At 70.1% G+C, this 17,232-nt stretch carries 17 protein-coding genes and 1 pseudogene; 7 read left to right on the forward strand and 11 right to left on the reverse strand.

Going from position 1 to position 17,232, the window contains the following annotated elements; genetic code table 11:
* Window positions 1-39: 39 nt before the first annotated feature.
* Together IO20_RS0104535 and IO20_RS0104540 are read left to right on the forward strand one after the other, a co-directional pair.
* Complete coding sequence (locus IO20_RS0104535; RefSeq protein WP_030545872.1) at window positions 40-567, forward strand: DinB family protein; 528 nt, start codon at window positions 40-42, stop codon at window positions 565-567.
* Between the two features lie 115 nt (window positions 568-682).
* On the forward strand, window positions 683-1,180 hold the full coding sequence (locus tag IO20_RS0104540) for a hypothetical protein (protein WP_030545871.1): 498 nt from the start codon (window positions 683-685) through the stop codon (window positions 1,178-1,180).
* 53 nt (window positions 1,181-1,233) lie between these two features.
* Here IO20_RS0104540 and IO20_RS0104545 read toward each other — a convergent pair whose 3' ends face one another.
* From IO20_RS0104545 to IO20_RS41195, 8 genes are all read right to left on the reverse strand, one after another.
* A complete protein-coding gene (locus tag IO20_RS0104545) occupies window positions 1,234-1,707 on the reverse strand; it encodes a hypothetical protein (protein ID WP_030545870.1) in 474 nt (157 codons plus the stop codon).
* A 70-nt stretch (window positions 1,708-1,777) separates the two neighbouring features.
* Window positions 1,778-2,461: a uracil-DNA glycosylase gene (gene ung, locus IO20_RS0104550; protein ID WP_030545869.1), complete on the reverse strand. Its 684-nt coding sequence runs from the start codon at window positions 2,459-2,461 to the stop codon at window positions 1,778-1,780.
* Window positions 2,462-2,552: 91 nt separating this feature from the next.
* On the reverse strand, window positions 2,553-4,130 hold the full coding sequence (locus tag IO20_RS0104555) for an ABC transporter substrate-binding protein (protein WP_030545868.1): 1,578 nt from the start codon (window positions 4,128-4,130) through the stop codon (window positions 2,553-2,555).
* A 148-nt stretch (window positions 4,131-4,278) separates the two neighbouring features.
* A complete protein-coding gene (locus tag IO20_RS0104560) occupies window positions 4,279-5,046 on the reverse strand; it encodes an SDR family oxidoreductase (protein WP_030545866.1) in 768 nt (255 codons plus the stop codon).
* Between the two features lie 28 nt (window positions 5,047-5,074).
* Window positions 5,075-5,836 (reverse strand): 3-oxoacyl-ACP reductase FabG, encoded by a 762-nt coding sequence (fabG, locus tag IO20_RS0104565; RefSeq protein WP_030545864.1) that lies wholly within the window; start codon window positions 5,834-5,836, stop codon window positions 5,075-5,077.
* A gap of 181 nt (window positions 5,837-6,017) precedes the next feature.
* Window positions 6,018-6,401, reverse strand: a complete 384-nt coding sequence (locus IO20_RS0104570) for a DUF3037 domain-containing protein (RefSeq protein WP_030545862.1) — start codon at window positions 6,399-6,401, stop codon at window positions 6,018-6,020.
* Window positions 6,398-7,243, reverse strand: coding sequence for a HipA family kinase (locus IO20_RS0104575; RefSeq protein ID WP_030545860.1), 846 nt, complete (start codon window positions 7,241-7,243; stop codon window positions 6,398-6,400). Before IO20_RS0104575 ends, IO20_RS0104570 begins: the two co-directional genes overlap by 4 nt.
* Window positions 7,237-7,737, reverse strand: coding sequence for a site-specific integrase (locus tag IO20_RS41195; protein ID WP_245684859.1), 501 nt, complete (start codon window positions 7,735-7,737; stop codon window positions 7,237-7,239). The genes IO20_RS0104575 and IO20_RS41195 overlap by 7 nt, the downstream gene beginning before the upstream one ends.
* Before the next feature lie 350 nt (window positions 7,738-8,087).
* Here IO20_RS41195 and IO20_RS41200 point away from each other — a divergent pair.
* Both IO20_RS41200 and IO20_RS0104585 read left to right on the forward strand, forming a co-directional pair.
* Window positions 8,088-8,428, forward strand: a pseudogene (locus IO20_RS41200) (transposase family protein); the annotation flags it as partial.
* A 7-nt stretch (window positions 8,429-8,435) separates the two neighbouring features.
* Complete coding sequence (locus tag IO20_RS0104585; RefSeq protein WP_030545858.1) at window positions 8,436-8,810, forward strand: PxKF domain-containing protein; 375 nt, start codon at window positions 8,436-8,438, stop codon at window positions 8,808-8,810.
* A 99-nt stretch (window positions 8,811-8,909) separates the two neighbouring features.
* Here the strand turns inward: IO20_RS0104585 and IO20_RS0104590 are convergent, their stop codons facing one another.
* Complete coding sequence (locus IO20_RS0104590) at window positions 8,910-9,956, reverse strand: fatty acid desaturase family protein (RefSeq protein WP_030545856.1); 1,047 nt, start codon at window positions 9,954-9,956, stop codon at window positions 8,910-8,912.
* Window positions 9,957-10,420: 464 nt separating this feature from the next.
* On the opposite strand from IO20_RS0104590, the gene IO20_RS0104595 reads away from it, so the two are divergent.
* On the forward strand, window positions 10,421-11,683 hold the full coding sequence (locus IO20_RS0104595; RefSeq protein WP_030545854.1) for a PP2C family protein-serine/threonine phosphatase: 1,263 nt from the start codon (window positions 10,421-10,423) through the stop codon (window positions 11,681-11,683).
* A gap of 145 nt (window positions 11,684-11,828) precedes the next feature.
* On the opposite strand, the gene IO20_RS37435 is transcribed toward IO20_RS0104595, so the two are convergent.
* Both IO20_RS37435 and IO20_RS0104605 read right to left on the reverse strand, forming a co-directional pair.
* Window positions 11,829-12,440: a PadR family transcriptional regulator gene (locus tag IO20_RS37435; protein ID WP_051874240.1), complete on the reverse strand. Its 612-nt coding sequence runs from the start codon at window positions 12,438-12,440 to the stop codon at window positions 11,829-11,831.
* A 37-nt stretch (window positions 12,441-12,477) separates the two neighbouring features.
* Window positions 12,478-13,545: a formylglycine-generating enzyme family protein gene (locus IO20_RS0104605; RefSeq protein WP_425423696.1), complete on the reverse strand. Its 1,068-nt coding sequence runs from the start codon at window positions 13,543-13,545 to the stop codon at window positions 12,478-12,480.
* A 246-nt stretch (window positions 13,546-13,791) separates the two neighbouring features.
* Between IO20_RS0104605 and IO20_RS0104610 the strand changes: the two genes are divergently transcribed.
* Together IO20_RS0104610 and IO20_RS0104615 are read left to right on the forward strand one after the other, a co-directional pair.
* Window positions 13,792-15,399: a sulfatase family protein gene (locus IO20_RS0104610; protein WP_078945812.1), complete on the forward strand. Its 1,608-nt coding sequence runs from the start codon at window positions 13,792-13,794 to the stop codon at window positions 15,397-15,399.
* 8 nt (window positions 15,400-15,407) lie between these two features.
* Window positions 15,408-17,162 (forward strand): sulfatase, encoded by a 1,755-nt coding sequence (locus IO20_RS0104615; RefSeq protein WP_342668737.1) that lies wholly within the window; start codon window positions 15,408-15,410, stop codon window positions 17,160-17,162.
* The last annotated feature ends 70 nt before the right edge of the window (window positions 17,163-17,232 follow it).

The following is a 17,232-nucleotide window of genomic DNA, read 5'->3' on the forward strand; positions in this document are numbered from 1 at the left end:
CGCTGGCGCACTCGATGATCATGGGGGACGATGCCGCGCATGACGACCGAACGTACTGAAGCCGCTCTCCGCGTCGACCCGTCCACCACCTCGGGCGAGCGGGAGGCGCTGGAGCAGTGGCTCGACTTCCACCGCGCGACCCTCGCGAGGAAGTGCGAGGGGCTGGACGACGCCCAGCTGCGCACCCTCTCCGCCCCTCCGTCCGACCTCAACCTGATGGGTCTCGTCCGGCACATGGCCGAGGTCGAGCGCGGCTGGTTCCGCCGCGTCCTCGCCGGTGAGGACGTCGGCTGGATCTACAGCACCGACGAGGACCGCGACGGGGACATCCACGTCACGGACGAGGACACCTACGACGAGGCCCACGCCACCTGGCAGGCGGAGATCGCCCGTGCCCGCACCCTGGCCGCCACGCGCGGACTGGACGACCTCGGCGTGGGCGAGCACCGCAGCGGACGGACCTTCAACCTCCGCTGGATCTACCTCCACATGATCGAGGAGTACGCCCGCCACAACGGCCACGCGGACCTCCTCCGGGAGCGCGTCGACGGCGCGACCGGGGACTGAGCGCGTCCCGGGCACTCAGCCGGGTCAAGGCAGGCGCCGCAGCGGCTCACCCGTGCGGGGCATTCCCCACGGGTAGGGGCGCGAAGATCGTCGCCGGACCAGCAGAGTTGCGCGGGTGCATGGAACCCGAACCACAGCGAAGATCCTGGTCGGGGCGGCCGTGGCCGCCCTCGCGGGCTGCGTCTCGGTGGACACCCCGCCGACGGCGCCCGCCCCCGCGCCCGCGCCCGTCGCGGAGACCGTACGCCCCGGCCAGGACGTGGCCCCGCAGATCGTCGAGGGCCCGGCCCGCGAGGCCCTCGAAGCGGCCCTGCCGGCTCCCCCGCCGTCCGCCGAGCCCCGCACCACCCCGTCGTCCGAGGTACGCCGCCGGGCGGTGACCCCGCCCCGCCCGGAGACACGACGCCCCGAGGCCGTACCGCAACAGCGTGAACGACCGCGCCCGGCGCCCCGGCGGGAGCTCCCCGAGATGCCGGAGCTGCCGAGACCGACCGGGGTGCCGACGAAGGTTCCGGTGTCCCGGGCGGACGTGTGCGAGCTGGGCGAGCGGTACGGCGGCTGGGCCCCCGGCAGCGAGCCGTCCAGGATCTGTCGCGGCGCGTCGGGCCGCTGACCGGCGCGGGTCACGGCCGCCCACGTCGCCCCGGTTCCGTCCCTCCGCGTCGGTCACTCCGCGCGGAGCCGTACCTCCAGGCGCTCGATCGCGGCCCGCACCCCGTTCCCGTAGCCGTCGTCGTCGAGGTGGTCCGACGCCGCGCGGGCCCGGTCCAGATGGACCCGCGCGGCGTCGGGCTGCTGGAGCTTGACGTAGTCCGCGGCCAGGTTGAGGTGGAGCGAGGGGTACAGCGCGCGGAGGGCCACCGCGGAGCCGTGCTCGGCGAGGCGCTCGTCTGCGAGACCCTCCGCCGCGTTCAGCGCGCGGAGGTCCCAGGCCAGCTCGGTGTCGGGGTCGTCCTGGGCGTCCGCCATGTAGTGCGCCAGGGTGCAGCGGTGCAGGGGGTCCCCGTCGGGACCGATCTGCTGCCACAGCACCCCGAAGCGATTGCGGGCCTCCTCGCGGTCACCGCCGTGGAGCAGCATCATGGCCTGCCCGATCCTCGTCATGACCCCGTCGTCCGACACCTGCTGCTGCTCGGTCACCGCGACCTCCACCCGCTCACCCACTGGGAGAGCCGACGCTAGCCGCACCCGGCCCGGATCGGGCCGAGGCTCAGCCGAGGTCGGGGATGCGCCAGTCGATCGGCTCGTGTCCCTGGGCCGCGACGGCCGCGTCGATCTGGGTGAAGGGCCGCGATCCGAAGAACTTCTTCGCCGAGAGGGGCGAGGGGTGGGCGCCCTTCACCACGACGTGCCTCTCCTCGTCGATGAGCGGCAGCTTCTTCTGGGCGTAGTTGCCCCAGAGGACGAAAACGGCGGGGTCGGGCCGCGAGGCGACCGCGGTGATCACCGCGTCCGTGAACTTCTCCCAGCCCTTGCCCTTGTGCGAGTTCGCCTCGCCGGAGCGGACCGTCAGGACCGCGTTGAGCAGGAGGACGCCCTGCTCGGCCCACGGCATCAGATAACCGTTGTCCGGGACCGGGTGGCCGAGCTCGGCCTGCATCTCCTTGTAGATGTTCCGCAGGGAGGGCGGGGTCTTCACCCCGGGCCGGACGGAGAAGCAGAGGCCGTGGCCCTGCCCCTCGCCGTGGTACGGGTCCTGACCGAGGATCAGGACCTTCACCTTGTCGTACGGGGTGGCGTCGAGGGCGGCGAAGACCTCGTCCTTCGGCGGGAAGACCGGTCCCCTGGCGCGCTCCTCCTCGACGAACTCGGTGAGCTGGGCGAAGTACGGCTTGCGCAGCTCCTCGCCGAGGACACCCCGCCAGGACTCGGGCAGCATGCTGGTGTCGGTCACGGTCTACAACCTCCGGTGGACGTTCCTGTCTACGTCCCCGAACCTACCGGGGGCCACTGACAGTGGCCCCCCGCAGGCCTCCGGCGCTCTGCTACCAGCTGGCCCGGCGGTGCAGCTCCCACAGCTGCATGACCGTCTGCGGGTCGAGGGCGACCTCGCCGCCGCCGATGTCCTCACGGGCCGCGATGTACAGCTTGCCCTGCCACAGCGGGAGCAGCCGGACGTCCTGGACCATGATCTCCTGGGCCTCCTCGAACTCCGCCGTGACGGTCGCGCGGTCGCTCTCGCGGCGGGACTTCGGGAGCAGCTCGCCGGTGATCCTCGGGCTCACGTAGGGCGTGCCGAGGACGTTCTCCTCACCGACGAAGGGCGCGACGAAGTTGTCCGGGTCCGGGAAGTCGGGGAACCAGCCGCGCCCGAAGACCGGGTACTCGCCCTTCTGGTAGCCCGCCTGGAACTCCTTCCAGGGCTTGCCCTGGACGGAGACCTCGAAGAGGCCGGACTTCTCCAGCTGCCGCTTGAGCTCGTTGAACTCGGCGGCCGTGGAGGAGCCGTACCGGTCCGTCGTGTACCAGAAGGTCAGCCCGACGGGCTCGGTGATGCCGGCGTCGCGGAGGATCTTCTTGGCCTTGGCGGCGCTCGGCGTGCCGAAGCGGTCGAAGAACTTGGTGGTGTGGGCCCCGATGCCCTTGGGAACCATCGAGTACAGGGGCTCGGCGGTGCCCTGGTAGACCCTGTTGACCAGTTCGTCGCGGTCGACGAGCTGGGCGATGGCCTTGCGGACGGGGAGCTTGGCGACCGAGGCGTCCTGGGTGTTGAAGACCAGGTAGCGGATGTCGGCGCCGGTGGACTCGACGAGCTGGAGGCCCTGGTTCTCGGGCTTGTCCTCCTGGAAGGCGACGACCTCCTCGGCGGTGAGGCCGCGGTAGGTGGCGTCGATCTCGTGCTTCTTGAGCGCCTCGACCATCGCGTCCGACCGGTCGAAGTACCGGATGGTCACGCCGCCGTTCTTGCGGTCGGCGAAGCCCTTGTAGGTGGGGTTCTTGGTCAGCTCCGCCGTCTGGCGCTCGGTGTACGAGTCGAGGACGTACGGTCCCGAGCCGACGAGCTTGCCGTCCTTGCGAAGCTGGTCGGCCGGGTACTCGGCCGGGTCCACGAGGGACATCGCCGGGGTGGCGAGGACGAACGGGAAGGTGGCGTCCGACTTGTTGAGCCGGAAGACGACGGTCCGGTCGCCGACGGTCTCGATCTTGTCGAGCGAGCCGAGCATCCCGTTGGGGCCGCCCTTGTGGTTGATCGTGCGGATGCGCTCGATCGAGTACTGCACGGCCTTCGCGTCGAGCTTGTGCCCGTTGGAGAACGTGAGGCCCTCCACGAGCTTGCACTCGAAGACCCGGCTGGACGTGTCCGTGAACTTGCAGTCGGCCGCATCGGAATTCGGCGTCGTGCTGCCCGTCGGAAAACTCACCAGGGTCTGGAATACATTCCGGAAGAGCTCCCAGGAGTTGTCCCAGGCCGCGGCCGGATCAAGCGTGGTGGGAGAACTCGTCGTACCGACGACAATTCTCTGATCCCCGGGGGATTCACTGTCGGAGAAGACACTGCATCCGGATACCAGGGATATGGACACAAGGGCTGCAGCCGCCTGCAGACTGGTCCGGTTGAACACGTGCACGCTCCTCGTTCAGCCAGGGGTCGGCCGACGATACCGCAGCACCCCGTCAGGTCAATCTTCGAGCCTGACGGGGCACTTGAGGCATTCGACATACAATCGGGCGCAATCCGGACACCGATTACGGAAAGTGTCCGGATATCGGTCACCCGACTCCGGCGTTCAGAAAAATCCCGCCGTCGACGACGAGCGTCTGACCAGTGATCCACTCGGACTGTGACGAGGTCAGGAAGGCTGCCGCTCCTCCGATGTCCTCCGGCTCGCCGAGCACGCCGAGCGGGTAGGCGGCGGCCGCCTCCGCCTCCCGGCCCTCGTACAGCGCCTGCGCGAATTTCGTCTTCACGACGGCAGGGGCGATGGCGTTGACCCGCACGAGCGGCGCGAATTCATGCGCCAGCTGAAGGGTCAGGTTGATCATCGCCGCCTTGCTCATTCCGTACGCGCCGATAAACGGCGAGGCGGAGACTCCGGCGACCGACGCGATATTCACGATCGCGCCGCCGTGATCCTTCTGCCAGGCGTGCCAGCTCCGCTGGGCGAAGCCGAGGGCGGAAACCACGTTCGTCTCGAAGACCTTGCGGGCCACCCCGAGGTCAAGATCGGCGATCGGCCCGAACACAGGATTCGTACCTGCGTTGTTGATCAAAAAGTCCAGCCGGCCGAAGCCGTCCATCGCCGCCTCGACGGCGGCGGCCTGGTGGACCTCGTCGTGGGCCTTGCCCGCGACGCCGATGGCCCGGTCGGCCCCGAGCCGCTCGACGGCCTCCTTGAGGGCCTCCTCACCGCGTCCGGTGATGACGACCCGGTCGCCGCGGGCGACGAGCGCCTCGGCGACGCCGTACCCGATGCCCCGGCTCGCGCCGGTGACGAGGGCGACCTTGCCGGACAGCTCCGGCCGTTCCTGTGCGGTCATGTGTGCCTCGCTCCTCTCGCTGCGGACGTCAGTTGAGCGGGCCGCCGGCCACGTACATGACCTGGCCGGAGACGAAGCCGGCGTCGTCACCCGCGAAGAACGCGATCGCGTTGGCGACGTCCTCCGGGCGGCCGACCCGCTGCACCGGGATCATGGACGCGGCGGCGGCCTGGAAGTCCTCGAAGCCCATGCCGACGCGCTCGGCGGTCTGGGCGGTCATCTCGGTGACGATGAAGCCGGGGGCGACGGCGTTCGCGGTGATGCCGAACTTGCCGAGCTCCTTGGCGAGGGTCTTGGTGAAGCCCTGCAGACCGGCCTTCACGGCCGCGTAGTTGGCCTGGCCGCGGTTGCCGAGGGCCGAGGAGGAGGAGAGGGAGACGATCCGGCCGAAGCCCGCGTCCACCATGTGCTTCTGACAGGCCTTCGCCATCAGGAAGGCACCCTTGAGGTGCACGTTCATGACGAGGTCCCAGTCCGACTCGGACATCTTGAAGAGCAGGTTGTCGCGGAGCACGCCCGCGTTGTTGACGAGGATCGTCGGCGGGCCGAGCTCGGCGGCGACGCGCGCCACGGCGGCCTCCACCTGGGCGCTGTCCGAGACGTCGCAGCCGACCGCGAGGGCCGTGCCGCCCGCGGCGGTGATCTTCTCGACGGTGTCCTTGCAGGCAGCCTCGTCGAGGTCGAGTACGGCGACGGCGCGGCCCTCGGCCGCCAGGCGGAGCGCGGTGGCGGCCCCGATGCCCCGTGCGGCACCCGTGACGACGGCTACGCGCTGCTCGGTGGTGGACATGCTTGGTTCTCCTCGCCCTTGGATCGTCCATGGTCGCGGCCGAACCGGTCGCGCGCTCCTGCGTCCCGCACATGAGCGACCGCTTAGTATCGTCCGCAGACGAGACGCTAGAAGCCCTGGCACCCGGTGTCAACGGCCCACCGGGTGCGCCGGGTCACTCCCTGTCCACGGCTGGCCGCGCTCAGCGCACGAGCAGGTCGAGCAGCCGCCCCACCTCGGCCTCGGGGTCCGCCGTGAGGCCCGTGTGCACGGGCCCCGGCTGGACGACCGTCGAGCGCGGCGCGATCAGCCAGCGGAAGCGCCGCCCGGCGTCGTCCCGCGCGGCCTGACCCGCCGCGTCACCCCCGAGGCAGACCCCCTCGACCGCGCGCAGCGCCGCCCGGACACCGGCGAGGTCCGCCGCCGGGTCGAGCGCCGCCAGCTTCGCCTCGTCCAGATGGGTACGGGCGGCCACGAAGGACCGGGCACGGCAGTAGACGACCACCCCGGCGTTGAAGCACTCGCCGCGCTCGACCCGCGGCACCACGCGCAGCAGCGCGTACTCGAAGACATCGCGGTCGGTCACGGGGTGCTGTCCTTCTCGGTGGAGTGCGGCCTGGGTGCGAGACGTTCGGCCAGCCAGCCGGGCGGCTGCTGCGGCCGGTTCTCGCTGCGCGGGCCGAGCGTGATCCGCTCGTGGATGGTGGCGGCGCGCGGCAGGAGCGCCTCCACGTACGCGGCGCGCACCTCGTCCGTACTGTCGAAGCCGGGCTCGTCGACGAGCCACTCGTCGGGGACGTCGGCGGCGACCTCGTCGAGCAGTTCACGGGTGACGAGCGGCGCCAACTCGGCGGCCGCGGCGGCGACGTCCGGCGCGAAGGGGGCGAGCGCGTGGTCGGAGGCGTCGTACGGCTTGGCCGCGGAGGCCTGCGCGCCGGGCCAGTTGTGGTGCCAGATCATGGTGGCGCCGTGGTCGATGAGCCACAGGTCGCCGTGCCAGACCAGCATGTTCGGGTTGCGCCAGGACCGGTCGACGTTGTTGATCACCGCGTCGAACCAGACGACCTTCCCGGCCTCGGCCGGATCCACCTCGTACGCCAATGGGTCGAAGCCGAGGGAACCCGGCAGGAAGTCCATGCCCAGGTTGAGCCCGCCGCTCGCCTTCAGCAGCTCCTGCACCTCCTGGTCGGGTTCCGAGAGCCCGATGACCGGGTCGAGCTGGATGGAGACGAGTTCCGGCACCCGCAGCCCGAGCCTGCGGGCGAGCTGTCCGCAGATGACCTCGGCGACCAGGGTCTTGCGGCCCTGGCCGGCGCCGGTGAATTTCATGACGTACGTGCCGAGATCGTCGGCCTCGACGATCCCGGGGAGCGAGCCGCCCTCACGCAGAGGCGTGACATAGCGGGTCGCTACAACCTCTTTTAGCACTTTCCCAGGCCACCCATCTCTTCAGCCTTACAATCAACGGAGGTCCCCTTCGGGGCGTAGAGGGCGGGAATCACCGGTCGACGGCGCTGGGGAGAATCCGGGGAGAGTCGGCCGGCAGCCGATCCCCCGCGCTCCCCCAGCAGACCGTCGATGGTGCCGCGCCCCTTGCTGCCAGCCTCCGGCATGAAGTGAGCATAGTAACCGAGAGTGATCGCCGGAGAGGAGTGTCCGAGCCACCGAACCAGGGTCACGACAGCCTCTCCGGCTTCCGACATGATCGAGGCGTAGGTGTGCCGAAGCACGTGGAAACCGTCCTTCGGGGCCGCCGCCCACTGCCGGGCTTTCGACCCCTCGGCACGTGGCGGGATGACGCCGGCCTTGGCCAAGGCCGGCTTCCCAGGTGGAGGTGTCCATGTGTTCACCGCGAGGGCGTTGCCGAATCGCGTGGTGAGCAACAGCGAGAACTTCTTCCTCTCCCCTCCGGCTTCCCCCACGGCGGCTCCACCTCTACCGGCGGGAACGCTTCGATGTGACGTTTCAGCCCCTCGGCTACCGAGGGGGCAGATCCACCGTGCGGACCTTCCTCCCCTTCGGCAGGGCGAAGTACAGCCTTCCGTGAAGCGCCTGCACTTGGCGCCGAACGTGAAGCGTGCCGCGCTCACAGTCGATGCACTCCGGACTCAGCCCGAACACCTCACCCTGACGGAGACCGCACCGCTCTCTGATGGCATCATCGCGGACCCGCAGTGCCGTACCCATCGGCCACGCGTCGCGCCGCTCCCGTGACGACTGGGCCACCGCACAGATCTCGCGTGCATGTGCGTTGCGCGCGAGGCGCTGCCGGGCACCCGGTCCCCACGAAGCTCTCGCTGACCTCGGCGAAGGCGACCACGTCATCGTCGACGGCGCCCTGATCCCCGTCGACGGGATCCGTGCGGACGAGCCGTACCACTCGATGAAGCACCGCAAGCACGGCATGACGTGCAGGTCATCGCCGGCCCCGAGGCACACCGCTGTGGTTCTCCCGCGCGACACCCGGCCGCACCCACGACCTGACAGCAGCCCGCGTCCCCCGCCGTCGTCCAGGCCTGCCTCACTCGACAGACCCTCGTCCTCGCCGACCGCGCCTACCAGGTCGCCGGCGCCACCACCCGAACCCCCTACTACCAACAGCGCGAACAGCCCGCGCCAGGTGAGCACCCAGGTCGAGAACCCGACCCCGGCCTTCCCCTTCACCGGCTTCCACGCGCCCGTGCACAACGCACCGGCCGTCAACTCGGTCAACGCCGGCCGCAGCATCCCCGTCAAGTTCTCCCTCGGCGGCGACAAGGGCCTGGACGTCCTCGCAGACGGCTCCCCGTCGTCCCGGCAGACCGCCTGTGACGGCACCGCCACGGACCCGGTCGACACCGGCGCCGTCAGCACCTCCGGCCTGACCTACGACGCGGCCACCGACACCTACACCTACGTCTGGAAGACCGACAGGGCATGGGCCGGCACCTGCCGCACCTTCCACCTGGAACTGAGCGACGGCACCGACCACGTCGCCCACTTCCAGTTCCGCTGACACCGCCCCCGGCCTGCCCACCACCCCTGCGGGCGCGATGAGGCGGGCCGGTGTCCGAGTACCGATGGACCGTCCGCGTGGCGGCCGCCGGGCGTGGCGTCAGGTGGTGCTCGGCCTCCTCAGGGGGGCTCCCGCCGTGTGGAGACTGGCGAGGGTCTGCCGGTAGGACTCGACAAGGCTGGTCTCCAGGTAGCCGACCCCGATCTCCTGGCAGTACTCGCGGACGATGGTCCGGGCTCTGCGCAGGTGCGGGCTGGGCATGCTCGGGAAGAGATGGTGCTCGATCTGGTAGTTGAGACCGCCGAGGACGATGTCGGTCAACCGGCCTCCGCGCACGTTGCGGGAAGTCAGGACCTGGCGCCTCAGGAAGTCGGGACGGTCGGCGCCTCGCAGGATCGGCATGCCTTTGTGGTTCGGGGCGAAGATCGAGCCGAGGTAGACGCCGAAGAGTCCCTGGTGAACGAGGAGGAAGACGACCGCCTTGCCGGGCGGTAGTACCAGGAACAGAGCGCCGAGGTAGGCGGCGAGGTGCGCAAGTAGCAGGGCTCCTTCCCCCATGCGGTGCTTGAGCGAGCGGTCGAACAGCGATCGCACCCCGGACACGTGCAGGTTGAACCCCTCCAACGTGAGCAGCGGGAAGAAGAGGAACGCCTGCGAGCGGCCGAGCAGCCGCGGCAGTCCCCTGGCCGCACGGGCCTGGTCCTGCGTCCAGACGAGGATGTCCGGGTCGAGGTCGGGATCGAGGTCCTCGTGGTTGGGATTGGCGTGGTGGCGGGTGTGCTTGTCCTGCCACCAGCCGTACCCCATGCCGATGCCAAGGTTTCCGGCGACGCGCCCCGACACCTCGCTGCCCTTGCGCAGCCGGAAGACCTGCCGGTGGGCCAGGTCGTGCGCGAGCAGCGCCACCTGCCCGAACACGAAGGCCAGAAAACCGGCTGACAGCAGCGCCCACCAGCTGTCCCCGATCAAAACGAACGCCGTCCACCCGGCGGCGTACAGGGCCGTCACGGCCGCGATGCGCAGTGCGTAGTATCCGGGGCGCCGGGCCATGAGCCCGGCCTCCTGGATCTTCCGGGAGAGCCGGGCGAAGTCGCTGCCCGCACTCGCCCGTACGGGAGGGGGTCGCACCGTCTGCGTGGAATTCATGATCAGAAGTCGCTTTCCGTAATCGTCAGGCGGCACGATATGACGCATGCCCTATCCGGACTTCACTTGGCATGTGGGTGAACTCCCAGTACTGCCCATACCCGGAGTCCCGGAATTGACGTACGCCTCGATCCGCCTTTCCGCTCCCGCTCCCGCTCCCGGCGACCGGACGCCGGCCGGGCCGACACGGCCGTGCTCGGTCGACCGGGCTGGGTCCACCGCGGTCGGCCGAGCAGCTGACCGGCACCCGGCTCCTGTCCGGGGGCTGTTGCCGTGCATGCTGGGAGTCACCGGGGGGGCGTGGTGCAATGTGATTCGTCCGGTGCCGCGTCGGCGCGGATCTTCGCGTCCGGGACGGAGTCCCGGCCGGCAGCGAGCAGCAAGGGGTCGCTATGACCGCAGGAGAGCTGGACGACGGGCAAGCCTCTCGTCCTCCCGTGGGCGGACGTCAGCGGGGCGAGGCTATGACTTTGGCGGGGGCGTTGGAAGCGGCCGAGGCCGCGGCACCTGTGGAGTCGCTCGACGTGGTCGCGCGCATGCTCAGGGAGCGCCTCGGGGCCGCGTCGGTGTCGTTCCTGATCACTGACTTCTCCGGCAGTTCGGTCGTGCGGCTGGGCGCTGCGGGCAGCGTCGAGACTGGTGAGCCGGCCCAGCGCATTCCGCTGCGGGGCACCCTGTACGACGACGTGATCCGCAGCCAGCGGCCGAGGGTGGAGGACAGGGGCGGGAGAGAGCTGGTGCGGGTCGTCGCCCCGGTGACCAACCGTGGGGATGCCGTCGGGCTCCTCGAACTGTTCCTGCCCGGGGCACCGAGCGCGCAGGTGATGCGGGAGATCGGCGAGACCGCGCACGCCCTGGCGTACATCGTCATCGCGAACCGGTCCCACACCGATGTGTACCAGTGGGGCCGGCGCACCAAGCCGCTGAGTCTGGCCGCGGAGATCCAGCACCGGCTGCTCCCGGCGTCGCTGGCGTGCGAGGCGGCACAGTTCGCGGTCGCCGGAGCTCTGGAACCCGCCGACCACGTGGGGGGCGACACCTTCGACTACGTGATCGACCGGGATACGGTCCAGCTCTCCGTGACCGACGCCATGGGGCACGACGTCGACGCCGCGCTGCTGGCCACCCTGGTGGTGGGCGCCCTACGTCGGGCGCGGCGGGCGGGTGCCGACCTCGCGGAACAGGCCCGCCAGGCCGACCGGGCCATGCGCGATCACGGCCGCATTGGCTACGTCACCGGCCAGCTGCTGCGCATCAGCCTGATCGACGGCGAGACGGAGTTCGTCAACGCCGGGCATCCCTGGCCGCTGCGGATGCGCGACGGAGAAGTCCAGGAGATCGTCCCGGAAGTCGATCTCCCCTTCGGCCTCAGAACCCAGACATCGCGGGCCAACACCTACCGCGTGCAGACGCTGGACCTCCGCCCGGGTGACCGACTGATCATGCTGACCGACGGCATGCTCGAGCGCAGCGCCGAGAACCTCGACCTGTCGGACCTGATCATCCGCAGCCGCGCCCTGCACCCCCGCGAAACCGCCCGCACCCTCATCAAAGCGATCGTCGACGCCGGCCACGGCCACCTCGACGACGACGCGACCGTCATGTGCCTGGACTGGCACGGCGTCGCCAACTCCGAGCGCGACGCCGCCCACGGCGCCAATCTCACCGACGCCTCACAGCCGTCAAGCACAGGACCACCTGCTCCCGGACGGATGACTACAGCGTAGGGGGAGGGGACACGGCGGAGCTGCCCTCAGGCGCCCCGGTGGTACCGGTACCAGTGGTCGCCCGACGTCATGTGCGGCGACAGGTCGCGCGCACGCTGCCACATGAACAGCGGATCGCGAAGTCGTCCGCGCAGGCCGAGTGACCCTAGTCGGCAGTGGTTCCGGGGCCCCGGTAGGGGGTGTGAGCGAGGGTCTGGCCTGCCGCGACTTCTGCCTTGGCGAGGGTGAGCTGGAGCCAGGCGATGTACGCGGCGGTGTTGCTGTAGCCGAATTCGTGGGCCGAGAGCTGGATGGTGCGCGCCCACGCCTGGTCGACCTCGGGGACCGGCTCCAGCGCGAAGGTGGTGAAGTCCATCCAGCCGGGTTCGTGGAGTTGGGCGATTCGGTAGTCGAGTTCGGTGCGGAGGATCTGGACGGTGACTTCGGGGCCGAGCTGTCCGGCGAAGAGGAACCGGAGTCTGAAGTCGGGGTCCATGGGGCGTGGAGAGGGTTCGTACGGAGAACGGGCCCACGCCAGGAGTTCGTCGCGGCCCGCGTCGGTGAGCCGGTAGACCTTGGCGTCGGGTTTGCCGTCTCGGGGATCGACCGCGAACTCCGCCCAGCCATTGGCGACGAGGCGGGGCAGGACCCGGTAGATCTGGGGCAGCTGCACGCCGTAGCCGATGTACTTGCCCGGGCCGTCCATCCATTTGCGCATGTCGTAGCCCGAGAGCGGGCGCAGGGCCAGCAGGCCGAGAATGACGTGTTCCAGACGCATGGCGGGTCCTCACAGAGCGGGGTTGGTACGGATTGTTTCAGGGGCCGGCCGGGGGGCGGCACCGTAGTCCATCCGCCGGGTCGAGCCGCTTGCCCTCGGTGAGGTCGCGGGCGATCCGGAAGCCGCAGTTGCCGGCCGAGGAATCGGGGGTGTTGGCGGAGCGGGCGGCGAGCCGGTAGCGGTTGCAGTAGCTGTCGTGGCAGAGGTAGGAGCCTCCGCGGGTGACGCGGGCGGTTCCGGTGCGCGGGCCGAGCGGGTTGTTCCGGGGCGAGCGGCGGTAGTACGCCGGGGAGAACCAGTCGGCGCACCATTCCCAGACGTTGCCGGAGGTCTCGTACAGGCCGTGGTCGTTGGGCGGGTAGGAGCGTACGGGCGCGGTGGTGAGATGGCCGTCGCTCAGGGTGTTGTGGGTGGGGAAGGTGCCGTGCCAGACGTTGCACCGGTCCTCGCCGTCGGGGGTGAGGGTGTCGCCCCAGGGGTAGCGGCGACCGGGGTGCCCGCCCCTGGCCGCGTACTCCCATTCGGCCTCGGTGGGCAGGCGGGCGCCGGCCCAGTGGCAGTAGGCGACGGCATCGTCCCAGGACACGTGCACGACAGGGTGGTCCGGAACCTCCTCCCAGTGGGAGAGGGAGCCGGCGGGGTGTGCCCAGTCGGCGCCGGCGACGTCGAGCCACCAGGGGGTACGGGGAGCTTGCCCTCTGACGTCCCGGGCGCGGGCGCGCAGGGCGAGGTGGAAGACGGCGGACGAGCCGTAGCGCTCGGCGTCCGTGCGGTGGCCGGTCGCGGCGGCGAAGGCGGCGAACTGGGCGTTGGTGACGGTGGTGGTGGCGATGGCGAAGGGGGCCAGTTCCACCCGGTGCACCGGCTGCTCTCCGTCCGACGGGTATCCCTCACCGAATCGGTCCCCCATCAGGAATTCGCCGCCGGGGAGGTCCACGAACTCGGGTTCGTCCCGCCCCTCCGGCCGCCCATCCGGCGACGCGGCGAGCGGGGCCGGTACGGACGGCACCGGCAGCAGCGTCGTGTTCTCGCGAGCGGCCGTGCGGCCCGGGGTGCAACAGCTGTCCACGGCGGACTTCTCCTCGCTCCTCGGTTGTGACTCCAAGACGGCTTCATATGTACGCCAGAACTCTTGGACCGGCAATCATCGAGCGTCGCCACCCTCGTCCTCACGGGACACGATCAGTGCAGTAATGCAGGAGTGTTGCGAATCCGAGAACTGATGCGCAACCTCTTGACACCGTCGGCAACAGCCCTGAAACCTGAGGCGCATAGCTGCTGACGCACATATGCCCTGAGCGCTCATCGAATGCCGCCCGCCTGCGGCCCCGTCTGTCCCCCGGAGTTCCCCTTGCGCATCATCTATGTGGACGTCGACACCCTGCGGGCCGACCACACCACGCCGTACGGCTACCACCGGCCCACCACGCCCCACCTCCAGGAGCTCGCCGACAAGTCGGTGGTCTTCGACCGCTACTACTGCTCCGACTCGCCCTGTCTGCCGTCCCGGACCGCCCTGACCAGCGGACAGTTCGGGATCACGAACGGCGTGATCGGCCACTACGGCGCCGACGCCCAGTTCCGGCTCGACTCCGGCCACGGCCCCGAGCCCGACCGGCCGCTCCTCGGCCAACGCCTCCAGCTCGACGGTTACTACACCGCGGCCGTCTCCGTCTTCGCCGAACGTCACCGCGCGTACTGGTTCCACGGCAACTTCCGCGAGTCCGTCCGCGCCACCGGCAACTGGGGCGACGAGGACGCCGCCGACGTCAACCGCGCCGCCCTCGACTGGATCCGCAGGCACGCCGAGGACGACGACTGGTACCTCCACCTCACCTACTGGGACCCGCACACCGACTACACCCAGCCCGCCGAGTGGACCGAACGCATGGCGGCCTCCGCCCCCGTACAGTCCTGGCCCGACGAGCAGACGATCCAGGAGCACGCCGAGATCTACGGCCCCCGCAGCGCCCTGGACCTGCACTACTCGCTCACCGGAGGCGGCGGCACCTCGCCCGTGCCGCACAACATGCCCGACGCGATCCGTTCCCGCGCCGACTTCGAGCACCTGATCAACGGCTTCGACGGGGCCATCGCCTACTGGGACCACCACTTCGGCCGACTCCTGGCCACGCTGGAGGAGCTGGGCATCGCGGACGAGACGGCGATCGTCGTCAGCGCCGACCACGGCGAGGCGTTCGGCGAGCACGGCATGTACGCGGAACACGGGCTGGCCACGGAGTCCGTCCAGCGGATCCCCCTCGTCGTGTACTGGCCAGGGGTCACCGACAGCCTTCCGGCCGAGGCCCGGCGCAACGACGATCTCCTGTACAACATCGACCTGGCGCCCACCCTGTGCGACCTGCTCGGCCTCGACGCGCCCGAGGGCTGGCAGGGCGCCTCCTTCGCGGGCGCGGTACGCGGCGAGGAGACCGGCTCCCGCCCGTACCTGGTCCTCGGCCACGGCGCGCACACCTACCAGCGGGCCGTCCGTACGCGCGACCACCTCTACATCCGCACCTATCACCCCGGCTGCTTCAGGACGGCCTGGGAGCAGCTGTACGACGTCACCGACGATCCGTACCTGACGCGTGACCTCCTGGACGAGGAGCCCGCTCTCGCCGGGACGATGCGCTCCCACCTGGCCGAGTGGTGGCACGAGCACGCCGGCCGCCCCGGCTGTCTGCCCGACCCGATGCTGAGCAATCTCCAGGCCGGCCCCGTCTACTACGCCGACCCCACCCGGTATGCCAGGCATCTGCGCGACACCGGCCGGTCCCACCTGGCCGAGGACCTGGAACGGCGTCTGGCCGTACCCCGCGCCTCGGTGCCGGTCCCCTGGCACGCCCCGGCACCACCGCGTTCCGCGGAGCTCTTCGGGCGGTGGATGGAGATCTTCCAGGAACGCGCCACGAAGAAGGCGACCGCAGAGACGACGGATGGGAAGTCCGTGCGATGAGGGCGATCATGGTGATGTTCGACAGTCTCAACCGGCGCATGCTGCCGCCGTACGGAGGGGACTGGGCGCACGCCCCGAACTTCGCGCGCCTCGCCGAGCGCACGGTGACCTTCGACAAGGCGTACGCGGGGTCGATGCCGTGCATGCCGGCCCGCCGCGAACTGCACACGGGACGCTACAACTTCCTGCACCGCAGCTGGGGACCGCTGGAGCCCTTCGACGACTCGATGCCCGAACTGCTCAAGCAGAACGGCGTGTACGCCCATCTGGCCAGCGACCACCCGCACTACTGGGAGGACGGCGGCGCCACCTACCACGGCCGCTACAACTCCTGGGAGTTCTTCCGCGGGCAGGAAGGAGATCCGTGGAAGGGGCAGGTGGCCGATCCGGAGATGCCCGAGGACCTGAAGCGGATGCGCTCGGCCGCGTACCGGCAGGACTGGGTGAACCGGCCGCACATGGCGACCGAGGACCGGCATCCGCAGACCCTCACCTTCGACGCCGGCCTGGAGTTCCTCCGCACCAACAAGGACGCGGACCGCTGGTTCGTGCAGATCGAGACCTTCGACCCGCACGAGCCGTTCTTCTCCCACCAGCGCTACAAGGACCTCTACCCGCACGCGTACGACGGACCGCACTTCGACTGGCCCGACTACAAGCAGGTGGTGGAGACGGACGAGCAGGTCGCGCACGCCGGTTACGAGTACGCCGCACTGCTCTCCATGTGCGACCACTCCCTGGGCCGGGTCCTCGACGCCATGGACGAGTACGGGCTGTGGGACGACACGCTCCTGATCGTCAACACCGACCACGGTCTGCTGCTCGGCGAGAAGGGCTGGTGGGGCAAGGGCGTCCAGCCCTGGTACAACGAGCTGGTCCATCTGCCTCTCTTCGTCTGGGACCCGCGCTCCGGCGGCGCGGGCGAGCGGCGCGACACCCTCGTGCAGACCATCGACCTCGCCCCCACGCTCCTGGAGTACTTCGGCGTCCAGCGCCCGGCCGACATGCAGGGCGCACCGCTGCCCCTCTCCGCCGCGGACGACCCCGTACGCGAGGCCGGCCTCTTCGGCATCCACGGCGGTCACGTGAACATCACCGACGGCCGGTACGTCTACATGCGCGCGCCCGCCTCCCCAGGCAACAGCCCCCTGCACGAGCACACGTTGATGCCGACGCGCATGCGCGGCCGCTTCACCCCCGCCGAACTCGCCGACGTGGAGCTGGCCGAGCCGTTCGGCTTCACCAAAGGCGTCCGCACGCTTCGGATGCCGGGCCGCACCTTCGTCAATCCGTACCACCACGGCAGCCTGCTCTTCGACCTGGAGAACGATCCCGAGCAGCTGGACCCGCTCGTCGACGACGAGGTGGAACTGCGGCTCGCGACGCTGCTGGTGGATCTGATGCGGGACACGGAGGCTCCGCCCAGTCAGTACGAACGTCTCGGCCTGCCCGCCGAGGGCCCGGTGACCGACGCGCACCTCCTCGTACGGGCCCAGCGCGACCAGGCCCAGCGGGCCGCGGTGCCGTTGCCGCGCGCCGAGGACTACCCGGAGGGGCGGCTGTCCCTGCGGACGCCGGTCGCGACGCTGATCGGCGATCCGGTGGCGCTGGAGGTGCTCAAGCGGCACCTGCCGGGGATCGCCGACTCGGAACTCCTGCAGTTCCTGGGGCCGACCCCGCTCCTCGACATCGCCGCGATGTCGGGCGGAATGATCCCGCCCCACCGGCTGCGCCTGGTCGCCGAGGAACTCGCGAAACTCTGAGAGCCGGTCGTCGGACCACAGATGAACGCCGGTGACGGGGCGGCTACCCCGTCACCGGCCCGCCTTTCCT

Source organism: Streptomyces exfoliatus, from assembly GCF_000725545.1.
Classification (GTDB): domain Bacteria; phylum Actinomycetota; class Actinomycetes; order Streptomycetales; family Streptomycetaceae; genus Streptomyces; species Streptomyces exfoliatus.